The following is a 13,814-nucleotide window of genomic DNA, read 5'->3' on the forward strand; positions in this document are numbered from 1 at the left end:
GGAGCCCCCCGCAGTGATCTAATAATCACTAGGGTAATAATCTCAATAATGAGTAGGGCTGCCTGGTTTACCATGCTTTGACTGTTTCCTAATGAGTTTGCTTAAATTCGGTGTTTTCTCGATTAAGATCGCGAGACCATCAATCAATACCACAAAGCCAATAAAAAACACAACAAAACCTTGTTACCGAGAAGAAACACCTGGTTTCATCATGCAAACGATACGTCAAAAATGATCCTTTGATTTTTCGGTTAACCTAGCCTCAATCTTGAAATTATCTGTTACTTCTCTTCGACGATTTGCTGCATAGCCGTCATATGGCCGCGTAGCTCGGCACCAATCTTCTCCACGCCAGTACCACGAATGGCGGCATTGACTTGGATTAGGCGTTGGTTATCGACACCATTGCAATTGTCGCTGAGTCCGCGACCTAGGTACTCCGGAGACATGGCATTGACGAAGTCACGCAACATAGGCACGGCGGCGTGATTAAACAAGTAACAACCATATTCGGCGGTATCTGAGATAACCACGTTCATCTCGTAGAGACGCTTACGTGCAATGGTGTTAGCTATCAGTGGTGTTTCATGTAGCGACTCGTAGTAAGCCGACTCTGCGACTATGCCAGCAGACGTCATGGTATCGAACGCCAGCTCGACACCGGCCTTGATCATGGCAACGAGGAAGATACCCTTATCGAAATAGGTTTGCTCGTCGATATCTTCGTCGCTAACCGGTGCATTTTCGAAGGCGGTCTCGCCTGTTTCGGCGCGCCACTTAAGCAAGTTTGCATCATCGTTGGCCCAATCGACCATCATGGCGCGAGAAAACTCCCCACCTATGATGTCATCCATGTGCTTCTCGAACAGAGGAGCAAGAATGCCCTTCAGCTCTTCGGCCATGTCAAAGGCCTTGATCTTAGCTGGGTTAGACAGGCGATCCATCATGTTGGTGATGCCACCGTGCTTTAGAGCCTCAGTGGTGGTCTCCCAACCTTGCTGAATAAGTTTCGCCGCGTAGCCTGGCTCTATACCATCGCTGACCATCTTCTCATAACCTAAGATGGCGCCAGTTTGTAGCATGCCACAAAGAATGGTCTGCTCACCCATAAGATCAGACTTCACTTCGGCAATAAATGATGAGTGCAGCACACCCGCACGGTCGCCACCGGTAGCGCTGGCATAGGCCTTAGCGATATCGAAACCTTGCCCCTTAGGATCGTTCTCAGGGTGAACCGCGATCAGAGTCGGTACGCCGAAACCACGCTTATACTCTTCACGTACCTCGGTACCCGGACACTTAGGCGCGACCATGATGACGGTAATATCTTCACGAACCTGCATCCCCTCTTCAACGATGTTGAAACCGTGAGAGTAGGAAAGTGTGGCTCCTTGCTTCATCAGCGGCATGATCGTACTAACAGCGTTAGTGTGCTGCTTATCCGGCGTCAGGTTAAGCACAAGATCGGCATCGGGAATCAATTCTTCTATGGTACCGACACGGAAACCGTTACCCGTGGCCTTTTGATATGAAGCACGCTTCTCTTGGATCGCCTCGGCGCGAAGTGCATAAGCGATATTCAAGCCTGAATCACGCATATTCAAACCTTGATTGAGGCCCTGAGCACCACAACCTAGGATGACGATATTCCAGCCCTTAATGAAGTCACAACCTTGGCTAAATTCATTAAGGTCCATGAAGCGGCACTGAGCCAGCTGTTCTAATTGTTGACGCAAATTCAGAGAGTTAAAATAGTTAGCCATCTGATGTACCACCTTTTGTATCGAATTGAGGAGAGCTGCTTCATGGGCTTAGATAACGTGAGCACGAGCAGTGATTGAGATCACTATAGCTGATGATTCTAATTGCTTAAAATGATATATTCGGGATACTATATTGCATTTTTTGCAACACCGATTAACTCAGTCCCTACGCCCTAATGAGGTAAAAATGGATATCAAAACAATCAAACTTTACCTGCACCTATCGGAAAGCCTGCATTTTTCCAGAACGGCTCAGGCCATGCATGTCAGTCCTTCGACCCTGAGTCGAGTCATGCAGAGGTTAGAGGATGAGGTCGGTGCCCAGCTTTTCCTCCGAGATAACCGCAGCGTCGCCCTGACCAGCGCCGGCGTCGAATATCGCCACTTTGCCGAGCAGACCTTAGATCACTGGACTAAGCTCAAGACCAAGATTGACCCTAAACAAGATCTGCTTAGGGGCAGATTGAACCTCTACTGTTCGGTAACTGCGGCATATAGCCACCTGCCTGGGCTACTCGATAGCTTTAGGCGGGAGCATCCTCTTGTTGAAATAACCTTGACCACAGGTGACGCCGCCAACGCGGTTAGCGAAGTGAAAAATAACCGCGCCGATATCGCCATCGCCGCCCTGCCTGACCCTTTCCCGGAAAATCTGCACTTCGCCAAGATAGATGACATCCCTCTAGTCATCATAGCGCCAACATATCGCTGTCAGGTGCAGGAATTATTAACTGAGTCATATATTCCCTGGGACCGTCTGCCCTTTATCGTGCCTGAACATGGGCCGGGGAGACAACGCATCGACAACTGGTTTAAGCAGCTGGGCCTGACGCCCAACATCTATGCCCAGGTCTCAGGGCAAGAGGCGATGGCCTCTATGGTGGCGCTAGGGTGTGGGGTGAGTATCACACCTGATATTGTTATTAATAACAGTCCTGTACGCGATAGAATTCAGATCATCCCGACTCCCATAGATATCCCCCCCTTCGAACTAGGTTGCTGCTGCAGAAACAATAAATTAGATGACCCGATAGTCGCGGCCTTTCTGAAAGTGATATAACGAATACCATTGCATAAGGCAATTAAAGGCTGGCACCGCATTTCAGTCTGGTTCGCCGCTACCTCCCGCATAATAAGTTCATCTATACTTAATTCAGAAACAATAAATCCACCACATGCCTGCTTAACTTATTGGAAATATCTACAGAAGACTATGGATATTCTTGCGATTGTCTTGGTAATTATTGGATTGTTAGGCCTTATTGCCTCTCTGGTTCCCACTCACCAGCTCTGCAATATTCCCGACCATCACCATAATGGCTGGCTAATCTTGATCAGCATGATCCTTATGTTTATTTTCGGCTATCTGGGATTCTTGTGGACCCTATTTACTCACCAAGGTGATACCTTAGACTTAATCATAGCTATCATCTTCTGTGGCGGTGGTGGCTTTGTCTATCTAGTGACTAAGATGAGTCGAGAGACCATCTTTGAACTAAAGCAAACCATTAGAGAGAAGCACTATCAAGCTCACCATGACCCTTTAACTGGCCTGCCCAATCGCAATCAATTTTATGAAGATATCGATAAGCTGATCGCCACCGAAGGGCAGATGTTTAGCTTCTTGATGATGGATCTCGATGACTTTAAAATGATTAATGATACATACGGTCATGCCGAAGGCGATCATGTACTACAGGTCGTTGCAGAGAGGATAATCAAGGTGATTCCACAAGGTGCAATTACGGCGAGACTGGGTGGCGATGAGCTTGCCCTAGTGCTTCCATACACCTTGGCCGAAGATGCAGTCACAATAGCTCGAGTCATCCAAAATGAGTTACTAAAAGAGATTAGCAGTGAAAACCATTGCATCATAATCATAGGTGTCAGCATAGGAATAGCTCAATACCCCAAAGATGGCGATGGTAGAAAAAGTATCATGAAGAGTGCGGATATAGCCATGTATCATGCTAAGAAGAGCGCCGAGCATTACCAGATATATGCCACCCAGCTCACACGATAGAAAGCAGGTTAATTGTCTGACTCGGCTATATCGTTTGTTCCATGGTTTCGGCTGGGCACATAGACTCGGGCTTACCGACCACTTTGGCGGGTACACCGACTACTGTGGTGTGAGCCGCAACATCGGTCAATACCACAGAGCCTGCGCCTATCTTAGCCCCTACCCCGATCTCGATATTACCCAATACTTTGGCACCGGCACCTATCATCACCCCGGCACGGATCTTGGGATGACGATCACCCTGCTGATTTCCCGTGCCACCTAATGTCACTCCTTGCAGCAGAGACACATTATTTTCGATAACCGCTGTTTCACCGATAACAATACCCGTAGCGTGGTCAAACATGATGCCCGTGCCCATCTTACAGGCCGGATGAATATCGACACCGAATACTTCCGAGTTCCGACTCTGAATGAATTGCGCTAACTCGGTGCGGCCCTGATTCCAGAGACAATTTGCCAGGCGGTGTACCTGAATAGCCTGGAACCCCTTGAGGTTCAAGATGACCGTGAGGTAACTTACAACCGCGGGATCGCGCTCTTTCACCGCCTTAATATCTGTGGCCACATTGGTTAGCATCTGCTCGCAATGGATGAAGGCTTTATCGAACAATTCACGGAAGGTAAAAGGCGACACCACTCCATCTGAGAGTTTATTGGCCACGATAAAGCTGAGCGCCGAACCCAGACAATCGTGATTGAGTATCGATGAATAAACATGACTGGCAAGCAAGGGCTCCTTACGAACCAAGGCTTCGGCTTCGACCCTAAGCTGTTCCCAAACTTCATAACGCATATGACGTAAACTCTTAAATAATGAACAAAGAAGATGTGAAAATTAAATATCTGTAAAAAAAATGCAGCAACGTAAAGTCTAACCTAATCTGAGAAGAAAACATTAAGCTATAAGAGCAAATAGCTATATGGCATAACCAACTCAAACCAGTAGCGTAATACAGGACAGCGTTAGGAACCGAGTAACATTAAATATTCACTAATGAATAAGTTGATAAATCAATCGGTAAATTTCTGTACTAGACCAGTAAACATATTCTTAGTCATTGGTTCACACCCGAGTTAACCTGAGCCGGAAAATCATCGGATTTACCCGCGAGTTCACTAACTTGGTTCTGACTCATCAGTGCATCTTTAGCAAAAATATTGTCGGAATATTTTTGGATATAGTCGGCTAATTTCTGAGGCTCAGAGACATGCATATCGATGACCTCTACTCGTTCGGTCAGTTGGCCTAGGCCACCAAAATAAGTCTGAGGCCTGATAAAGCTCAACTTGATATTGCTGCTATCACCATAGCCGAAATGCAGCCCTTCCTTGTCACTTTTTCTCGGATAACTGCCCAATTCAACACTTTTTATCTCTTCAATTTTTATGGATATAAAGCCCCAGACACTATTGTTGATAACCAGCTTGTTTTTATGACCATAGATAGAGAAATGGCGGGAGATCCTGTAATTGGCAGCCAGCATGATCACACCATAACCAGTAATGCTCGACACTATAATGGCCAGCAACTCACTCCAGGGAGAGATGATCACATAAGCTAAGGCGGCCATGACCAGGGTCCCCAGAGTCATCATCAACCAATGCCATCTGGCAGCCGAACGTAATTTTAGACTGGTGATGCCGCTGACATGATTTCGTGACAAATAAGGAATGGCGTAGTACCAGCTCGCAGGCTCCGATGCCAAGACGAGTGCCAATGAGCGTTTCTTATCGTCTTCTTCTTGAAAGGTATCTAAGATATGCACTCTGGGATCAGCGGATAAGTTACGTGCCTGCCACAGAGCCTTGATGATACTCACCATAAGATATAATTCGATAGCCAGTAATATGGCAATTATCGGGTAACGCAGCCAGGCGATAAACTCAAAATAGCTCGCTATTTCAGCCGGAAAGCTCAACCTTGCCATCAAGCTACTCGAGCTAAAAATGAGCAGCATCTTCCACAGCTTCTGCTCACCCACCTTGATAATGCAATACCAATAGATAGCCGGCAGTATGAAGAAATACAGCATCGAGAATACCAACACATACAGATGGCTATTTGTCTCATCGAGGTTTTCTGGAAGCAGCTGAAAGCCCAATGTATAACTGATGATTGCACTGACAAGAAAAATCAGCCTGAACTTTATACTAGACCTCATAAGCCCCTCCAACGAATAGATGTTGTCATCATGTTACATGATATCTTTTGCCTAGGAAGGAATTAAATCGCTGTGGTCACTGACATATCGCCAGTGGCTTTGAGGCGTTCAATTTTAATGATGCAGGGGCCTTGAGTATGTAAGTCTGTTGCTGAAATTGATAATCACGCTCGAACCAATGAATGTAGAGACCCAGAATGAAATAAACATTGAGCCAGCAGGCTCAATGTCTTAAAAAGTTTAAATAAGGTAATCAACGCCTAAGGCAACAAACAGGGCTAGACCTGCCCAGTTATTATTCAGGAAGGCCTTGAAGCAGGGAGCCCGCTCTCTGGCGTAAATCAGCTTCTGTTGATAGAGGCTAAAGCCAACAAACGTGATCACACCTAAGGCATATACCAGACCACGGTCTGCCGCCCAACCCGCCGTAATAAAACAGGCTAATGCGCCAAGCTGAAACAAACCAATGATCTGCCTATCATATTGACCAAACAAGATAGCAGTAGATTTGATGCCAACTTTCAAGTCATCTTCTCTGTCCACCATGGCATACATGGTGTCGTAGGCCACGGTCCAGCACCAGTTGGCGAAGAATAACCACCAAGCCTCGGCGGGAACACTGCCGGTCTGCGCCGCGTAGGCCATAGGAATCGACCAACTCCATACCACACCGAGAAACATCTGCGGCATGTTAGTAAAGCGCTTAGTAAAGGGGTAGATGACAGTCAATATGATGCCAACGACAGATAACTGGACAACCAGAGGATTGAGCATCAAGACTAGGCCCAAGGCAAATAGGCCCATTACTGCAAATAGTAGCAGCGCCTCTTTGCTGGATATCTCACCACTGGCCAGGGGCCGGGACTTAGTCCTGTCTACGTGGGAGTCGAGGTCCCTATCGGCGTAATCGTTAATAATACAACCGCAAGCGCGCATCACCACCACACCTAAAATAAAGATCACCAGCACCTTAACATCGGGCATGCCACCAGCGGCCAATATCAACGCCATCAGGCACGGCCACAACAGCAATAAGGTCCCTATTGGGCGGTCCATACGGGAAAGACGCATATAAACGTCTAATTTCCCCTTTAAAAAACTCATCATTCAGGCTCTCCCAATACCGCTCAAACGCTTAATTTAACGTTATAAATCTAACCAGGTTAATCATCATAAATGACATATGACCGACACACTCAAGGACTATAGCGCTTTTCAGCAAGTCTCCAGTCGAGCATAAGCAACAACCAGCCACTTACTGCCGACATCATAGAAATTGACTTGTACTCTGGCTTGGGAACCACTGCCCTCGGTATTGGTCACCTTACCTTCACCAAACTTATGGTGCATCACCCCTTGGCCTACCTTAAAGCCCGAATCATTCACCACTATGCTACGAGTAAGAGTAGTACTGGTTCTCCTAGGCGTACTCACCTGAGTCTTAAGGCGGATCTCCTCCACATGCTCAGTGGGGATCTCTTTAATGAAGCGTGATGGCCTGGCGAAGTTTTCCCGGCCATAGATTCGACGCGTCTCGGCATGGGTGATGTAAAGCTTCTCCATGGCCCGAGTCATGCCTACATAACAGAGACGACGCTCTTCATCGAGTCTATCCCCTTCATCCATAGCCATCTGGCTGGGGAATATTCCCTCTTCGACACCGGACATAAACACCACAGGAAACTCCAGGCCTTTAGCCGAATGCAATGTCATCAGCTGCACCGCATCGGTAAATGCATCCGCCTGCCCTTCTCCGGCCTCGAGCGCAGCATGAGATAGGAAAGCACTAAGCTCACCCATATCTTCTATCTCTTCGGGCATGATAAAGGTACGTGCTGCGGTGACGAGTTCATCGAGGTTTTCCACACGAGAACGCGCCTTTTCGCCTTTCTCAGCCTCATACATGGCCTTGAGGCCTGACTTGGCTATGATATGGTCGGTAGTGCGATGCAGGGTCATCTCTTGAGTATCTTGCTGCATCTCTACGATGAGGTCCATGAAGCCACGTACAGCATTAGCCGCACGTCCACTGAGCAGCTTCTCCTCGAGGGAGCGTAAGCAAGTTTGCCACAGGGTTAACTGCTGCTGCCTTGCGGTAGAACGTAAGATATCGAGTGTGCGTCCACCTATCCCGCGAGCAGGAGTATTGACCACGCGCTCGAAGGCCGCATCATCATCTTTATTGTTGATGAGACGCAGATAGCTCATGGCATCTTTGATCTCTTGGCGCTCGAAGAATCTCAAGCCACCATAGATACGATAGGCTAAGCCCTTGTGAAGTAAGGCTTCTTCTAAAACCCGAGACTGAGCATTAGAACGATACAGGATGGCGCAACTGCTTAGTTCTCCGCCCATATCGTGCCAATCACTGATGCGTCCAACGATAAACCTAGCTTCATCCATCTCATTAAATGCACAGTATATTGAGATAAGCTCGCCGTCTTTATCTTGGGTCCACAATTTCTTACCCAGGCGATCTGGGTTATTGGCGATCAATGCGTTAGAGGCCTTGAGGATATGACCGGTGGAACGATAGTTTTGCTCCAGACGTATGGTGTTAGCCTTGGGAAAATCCTCGAGGAACTTGTGTAAATTCTCGACTTGAGCACCGCGCCAACCATAGATGGACTGATCGTCATCGCCGACAATCATCACATTAGCACCGTCGCCGGCCAGCACACGGATCCAGGCATACTGAATCGCGTTGGTATCCTGGAACTCATCCACCAAAATATGCTTAAACCTGTCTTGATAATGTTTAAGTACATGGGGCTTGTTGAGCCATAACTCATGGGCACGTAATAGAATTTCGGCAAAGTCGACCAGACCGGCTCTATCGCAGGACTCCTGATAAACTTGATAGATCTGCAATAGATTCTGCTCTATTGGGAAACCACCCGCATCGATGTGCTTTGGCCTTAATCCCTGATCTTTCTTGCCGTTGATGTAGCCCTGGGCTTGACGAGGCGGATATTGCTTCTCATCTAAGTTAAGACTCTTAAGAATACGTTTGATTAGACGTAGCTGGTCATCAGAGTCGATGATCTGGAACGTCTGGGGCAAGTTAGCGTCTTGATAATGGGTTCTTAGCAGACGATGGGCTAAACCGTGGAAAGTCCCTATCCACATGCGGCCCATATTGCTGCCACTGACCTTCTCCACTCGCTCGCGCATCTCTGCCGCCGCTTTATTGGTGAAGGTTACCGCTAAAATTGAATATGGACTCTGCTGTTCGACCTGCATCAGCCAGGCAATTCTATGGGTCAATACCCGAGTCTTGCCACTGCCAGCCCCTGCCAATACCAACATGCTGGATAGCGGCGCCCCTACAGCTGCGCGCTGCTCATCATTCAGGCCGTCTAGTAAAGAAGATACGTCCATTCTTGCCTCCAAAAAATCGAGCAAGCAGTATAACAGGAGCGGGGGATGAGATCCTAGGTTCTAGGCAGTTATAGCTGCGAAGGCCGTCATCTTGGCTTCTCCTTCCTCGCGCCTAAAACCTAGTTTTAGACCTTCTGTGCTGCCACCACAGATATCTCGACTAATAATACATCACGGGCCATCTTAGCCTCGACACAGGCACGAGCCGGTGCATGCCCCTCGGGAACCCAGGCGTCCCATACCGCATTCATCTCGGCGAAGTACTGCATATCCTTGATATAAATTGTCGCAGAAAGAATATGCTCTCTATCACTTCCCGCCTGTTCAAGCAGAGCATCAACCTTTTCTAGCATGCTGGATGTCTGTTCGGCTATGCCTTGGTTGGCGTCTTTGCATACCTGACCACAGAGATAAATAGTGCCATTATGCTTAACGATACGACTCATACGGGTACCCGTTTCTAAACGTTCAATTGTCATTGTAATGCCTTGTTAAAGAGGTTAAAAAGTATTTTTCAGCAATGAAAACGGCCCAACAAAGGTGTGGGCCGCGAGTGATGTAAGCTTGGCTTATCTAGGCACTATTTCTGTGACGAGTCATCCTTGAGGCCAATGCTGTCCATCCAATAATCGAAGTCCATCATATTGCCAGGTAGCACTATTTTACTGGCACTATGACTCAAACCATCGAGTTGCTTAAGGTATTGAGCCCCGAGCTGCATACGCACCACATTCTGCCCCCCAGGGGCGGAGATGACTTCTGCTATACGCTCTATAGATTCAGCGGTTGCACGAGAAATAGTTAATATCTCCTCTGCTTTACCCTCTGCTTCATTGATGCGACGTTGCATCTCACCCTCAGACAGGTTAATCATCTCAGTCTTAAGCCCCTCAGAGCGATTGATCTTGCTCTGCTTGTCACCCTCACTCTTGGCTAGCAAGGCACGGCGTTCACGCTCGGCATTCACCTGCATCTCCATGGCTTTCTTTACCGTATCGGGTGGAGTGATATTCTTGATCTCATAACGATGGACTCTAATCCCCCATGCGGCCCCCGCCTGATCGAGCACTTCGACCACCTTGGCGCTAATCACATCACGCTCTTCGAAGGTACGATCTAGGGCTAGAGTGCCTATGACAGAACGCGTCGTCGTCTGGGCTAACTGAATGGCCGCGTAACGATGATCTGTGATGCCATAGCTGGCTTTAACCGGATCTATCACCGAAATATAGATCACCCCATCGACCTCAACATTCACTTCATCGCTTGAGAAACACTCCTGTGGTGGCACATCTATGGTTTCCTCTTTTAGCTCATGGATATAGGTCACCTTATCGACGAAGGGGATCAAGGCATGGAAGCCTGCGTCTAAGGTAGAATGATATTTGCCTAAACGCTCGACGATAAAGGCCGATTTTGTTGGCACTAAGCGAATAGATTGAAATAATTTGATGATGAAGACGGCGAAGATAAGCCCCCAAATGCCCAACACGATAAAATCTGTATCTATTCCTGCAATCATGAGCGAGCTCCTTTCACTGTATTAGTCTTTGACGAAGAGGAGCTTACTGCATTGGTCACCTGCTCCATCCCCTCAAAAAAACCTTCCAACTTAGCCATCTCGGCTGGCACAACAGAGACATCAGCCTGTTCCAATATCTTACCGAGCTGACAGATAAACTGTTCTTTTAATTGCATATTCATTGCATCATTACCGCCATTAACGGCCAGTGCCGTCGACAACATACCCATGCCTTCCGCTTTCGCCTTGGCAACTATGCTGATCTCCTTAGCCGTCCCCTTAGCCTCGTTGATACGCTTCTGCTTCTGGCCCTCGGAGACATTGATTGCTTCTTGTCTCTCACCTTGAGATAAGTTGATCATCGCCGCTTTTTCGGCATTGGCTAAGGTGATCTCGGCGCGCTTTCTTCGCTCCGCCTCCATCTGCTTCTCCAACGTATGAATGACGTGTCTCGAGGGGGTGATATTCTTTATCTCATACCTGAGTACCTTGATGCCCCATGAGGCGGAGGCTTTATCTATCTCACGCACGATGGACTCGTTGAGGCTATCCCGCTCAGAAAACGTCTGACTCAAGCTCAATTTACCTATCTCAGAACGCATAGTTGTCTGAGCGAGATTAACCGCGGCAAGACGGTAATTTTCGATGCCGTAACTGGCAAGCTTGCCATCCATCACCTTGAGATAGACTAAACCGTCGACCTCAAGCTGAGTATTATCTTTCGAGATACAGCTCTGGGGTGGCACATCTAAGACCTGCTCACGGATCTCATGCTTATATGCGACCCTATCGAAGAAGGGGATCAGGAAATGAAATCCAGGTTGTAGTACGGCACGAAACTTTCCTAGACGCTCGATAACATTCACTTCGCGCATGGGGACGATTAACATTAACTTGTACAGCATAAAAAAGATAAACAGCACAAATAGGGTAAACACAAACATAGATTCCATCCTTACTTATTGATTAATCTGTTGTTAAATAGACCACGGGTTATTTGATTATTCTGTCCCTTCGTAGGGCTCGACAACGAAGGCAATATTATCTCTGCAGATGATACGCACCCGAGATCCGGCTGCTATTTCGCTGCCATCACCTAGCGCTGACCATTCAGTTCCTTGAAACTCGATACGGCCTTGTTTCTGCGCTGGGCCTATTGCCTGTTTAACTAGCGCTATTTGATTATAGAGATCCAACTCCTCGTCCGTGCTGGCCACATGAACATCTCCACCGACCAATTTCTGCGTCACTTGTCTAAAACTCAGCAATAGAACGATAGATACGATAAACCACAGGGTCAAGGCCTGCACGATTCCATCGACGACCCCAACAGCCAAGGCTCCAGCAACCAGTAAACAGGCGCCGCCGAGTAAGATGACAATGCCACCCGGGATAATTATCTCCGCCAGCATCAAAAAAACACCCAGACAGGCCCAGATGAGGATGGGATTAGAAAACTCCATATTTCCCCCTAAAATCATAGTTTCCATAAAAAACCACTATATCAGTAGTTAGCACCTTTCGCGACATAATATGTCAAGCGTGAGCGTAAACTGAGTTGCTCTTGTCACAATAGTTTGATTAAAAAGGATTATTCTGATTATTGATTATTGATTATGATTATTATTTTTATTCATACCCTTACCCCTGCGTGAACGAGTCAGTTTCGGCCCAACCAAGATGAACAACCAATGGCTTTATTTAGTGGTGTAGACGGCATAGAGCGGCACACCTATGCGGTGAGCGCCACAGACCATTTCTAATCCATAATAACGAAAAAGGCGCCTGAGGCGCCTTTTTTATATCTGTACTCGTGTCCAAGCTGCACTAATTAGAGCTAAATTGAATCAAATAGCGCTAATTGCAGCTAAGCTCTGACTGATATTATTCAGCCAATAATTTCTTCGCCGCCGCAACAACGATCGAGATGGCACTGACCTCTGTTTTCTTCATCATAGCTTCATCAGGGATCTCCTGCTGAGTACGATTCACGATAACACCCGCAACACAGGCTGCACGCCAACCTTGAGAAGCACACATGGTGAATAACGTCGATGATTCCATCTCATAGTTCAACACGCCTAAGTCTTGCCACTCTTGCATCGAGCCTTTGAATTGACGAGTCACTCGACCGGAAACCGTATCGTAACGCTCTTGACCTGGATAGAAGGTATCGGAAGATGCGGTGATGCCGATATGTGGCTCGAGACCCGCTTCGCGACACGCAGCGACCATAGCGGTAGTACATTCAAAGTTAGCAACGGCAGGGTACTCCATTGGAGCGAAGTGCAAGCTTGCACCATCCAAACGTACCGATGCCTGTGTCACTATCACATCACCAACATTAACTTGAGGTTGAATTGCGCCCGTCGTGCCTACGCGTAAGAAAGTCGTCACGCCCAGTTGCGCCAACTCCTCAACGGCAATAGATGTCGATGGACCACCGATACCCGTTGAGCAGATAACCACGGCTTTACCGTCTATATATGCCAGATAACTGGTATATTCACGATGGCTGGCTAGAAATGTCGCCCCTTCCATCAATTCGGCTATACGCTTTACGCGCTCAGGATCCCCTGGCACTATCGCCAAACTTGCTCCATCTAACATTTTTTTGGTCAAGCCTAAATGAAATACATCAGACATGGTGAAAACCCCTTTCAATTTTGATTATAATTTTCTGCTAATTTCGACTTTAACCTAGTATCGAAGCAGATAAGGTTAACTCGATCACACTTTTTCTGGCAACTGGTAAATATGTGATGTAATCCAGTTACAAAAAGCGATTCCTTGGTCTATCGTGTCTAAATAGCATAGATGTCCATAGAGCTCAGTAAGATAGGCACACTTGCGAAGCCAACTCGTTCAAATTAACTCATTTTAGTCTGGTTGCCTCAAATCACATTCATCGCTATAAACTGAGCTAATCTAAACTTGAATCAGGGGAAAAACTGCGGGAG

General features: G+C 47.3%; 12 protein-coding genes. 2 read left to right on the forward strand and 10 right to left on the reverse strand.

What is annotated here, in order from left to right; genetic code table 11:
* Positions 1–281: 281 nt before the first annotated feature.
* A complete protein-coding gene (gene ilvC / locus HRU42_RS04700; protein WP_295029182.1) occupies positions 282–1,763 on the reverse strand; it encodes a ketol-acid reductoisomerase in 1,482 nt (493 codons plus the stop codon).
* A gap of 187 nt (positions 1,764–1,950) precedes the next feature.
* Between ilvC and ilvY the strand changes: the two genes are divergently transcribed.
* Positions 1,951–2,823: an HTH-type transcriptional activator IlvY gene (ilvY, locus tag HRU42_RS04705; protein WP_295029183.1), complete on the forward strand. Its 873-nt coding sequence runs from the start codon at positions 1,951–1,953 to the stop codon at positions 2,821–2,823.
* Between the two features lie 153 nt (positions 2,824–2,976).
* Positions 2,977–3,786 (forward strand): GGDEF domain-containing protein, encoded by an 810-nt coding sequence (locus HRU42_RS04710; RefSeq protein ID WP_295029184.1) that lies wholly within the window; start codon positions 2,977–2,979, stop codon positions 3,784–3,786.
* 25 nt (positions 3,787–3,811) lie between these two features.
* On the opposite strand, the gene cysE is transcribed toward HRU42_RS04710, so the two are convergent.
* The 9 genes from cysE to udp form a co-directional block, all read right to left on the reverse strand.
* Positions 3,812–4,582, reverse strand: coding sequence for a serine O-acetyltransferase (gene cysE, locus HRU42_RS04715; RefSeq protein ID WP_295029185.1), 771 nt, complete (start codon positions 4,580–4,582; stop codon positions 3,812–3,814).
* 262 nt (positions 4,583–4,844) lie between these two features.
* Complete coding sequence (locus HRU42_RS04720; RefSeq protein ID WP_295029186.1) at positions 4,845–5,951, reverse strand: hypothetical protein; 1,107 nt, start codon at positions 5,949–5,951, stop codon at positions 4,845–4,847.
* Between the two features lie 240 nt (positions 5,952–6,191).
* The gene (gene ubiA, locus HRU42_RS04725) at positions 6,192–7,055 is read right to left on the reverse strand and encodes a 4-hydroxybenzoate octaprenyltransferase (protein ID WP_295029215.1); all 864 of its coding nucleotides are present in this window, start codon (positions 7,053–7,055) and stop codon (positions 6,192–6,194) included.
* A gap of 111 nt (positions 7,056–7,166) precedes the next feature.
* Entirely contained in the window at positions 7,167–9,332 is a 2,166-nt protein-coding gene (uvrD, locus tag HRU42_RS04730) for a DNA helicase II (RefSeq protein ID WP_295029187.1), read from the reverse strand.
* 125 nt (positions 9,333–9,457) lie between these two features.
* Positions 9,458–9,811, reverse strand: a complete 354-nt coding sequence (locus HRU42_RS04735; RefSeq protein WP_295029188.1) for a RidA family protein — start codon at positions 9,809–9,811, stop codon at positions 9,458–9,460.
* Between the two features lie 101 nt (positions 9,812–9,912).
* Positions 9,913–10,854: an SPFH domain-containing protein gene (locus HRU42_RS04740; RefSeq protein WP_295029189.1), complete on the reverse strand. Its 942-nt coding sequence runs from the start codon at positions 10,852–10,854 to the stop codon at positions 9,913–9,915.
* On the reverse strand, positions 10,851–11,798 hold the full coding sequence (locus tag HRU42_RS04745) for a slipin family protein (RefSeq protein WP_295029190.1): 948 nt from the start codon (positions 11,796–11,798) through the stop codon (positions 10,851–10,853). The genes HRU42_RS04740 and HRU42_RS04745 overlap by 4 nt, the downstream gene beginning before the upstream one ends.
* Positions 11,799–11,855: 57 nt before the next feature.
* On the reverse strand, positions 11,856–12,317 hold the full coding sequence (locus HRU42_RS04750; protein WP_295029191.1) for an NfeD family protein: 462 nt from the start codon (positions 12,315–12,317) through the stop codon (positions 11,856–11,858).
* A gap of 421 nt (positions 12,318–12,738) precedes the next feature.
* Positions 12,739–13,500, reverse strand: a complete 762-nt coding sequence (gene udp / locus HRU42_RS04755; protein WP_295029192.1) for a uridine phosphorylase — start codon at positions 13,498–13,500, stop codon at positions 12,739–12,741.
* Positions 13,501–13,814 lie beyond the last annotated feature (314 nt).

The organism is Shewanella sp. (assembly GCF_013214165.1).
In the GTDB taxonomy this organism is placed as follows: domain Bacteria; phylum Pseudomonadota; class Gammaproteobacteria; order Enterobacterales; family Shewanellaceae; genus Shewanella.

Coding starts and splice junctions, on each gene's coding strand:
- ilvC (WP_295029182.1), bottom strand. CDS start 1,763: ATGGCTAACTATTTTAACTCTCTGAATTTGCGTCAACAATTAGAACAG.
- ilvY (WP_295029183.1), top strand. CDS start 1,951: ATGGATATCAAAACAATCAAACTTTACCTGCACCTATCGGAAAGCCTG.
- HRU42_RS04710 (WP_295029184.1), top strand. CDS start 2,977: ATGGATATTCTTGCGATTGTCTTGGTAATTATTGGATTGTTAGGCCTT.
- cysE (WP_295029185.1), bottom strand. CDS start 4,582: ATGCGTTATGAAGTTTGGGAACAGCTTAGGGTCGAAGCCGAAGCCTTG.
- HRU42_RS04720 (WP_295029186.1), bottom strand. CDS start 5,951: ATGAGGTCTAGTATAAAGTTCAGGCTGATTTTTCTTGTCAGTGCAATC.
- ubiA (WP_295029215.1), bottom strand. CDS start 7,055: ATGAGTTTTTTAAAGGGGAAATTAGACGTTTATATGCGTCTTTCCCGT.
- uvrD (WP_295029187.1), bottom strand. CDS start 9,332: ATGGACGTATCTTCTTTACTAGACGGCCTGAATGATGAGCAGCGCGCA.
- HRU42_RS04735 (WP_295029188.1), bottom strand. CDS start 9,811: ATGACAATTGAACGTTTAGAAACGGGTACCCGTATGAGTCGTATCGTT.
- HRU42_RS04740 (WP_295029189.1), bottom strand. CDS start 10,854: ATGATTGCAGGAATAGATACAGATTTTATCGTGTTGGGCATTTGGGGG.
- HRU42_RS04745 (WP_295029190.1), bottom strand. CDS start 11,798: ATGTTTGTGTTTACCCTATTTGTGCTGTTTATCTTTTTTATGCTGTAC.
- HRU42_RS04750 (WP_295029191.1), bottom strand. CDS start 12,317: ATGGAGTTTTCTAATCCCATCCTCATCTGGGCCTGTCTGGGTGTTTTT.
- udp (WP_295029192.1), bottom strand. CDS start 13,500: ATGTCTGATGTATTTCATTTAGGCTTGACCAAAAAAATGTTAGATGGA.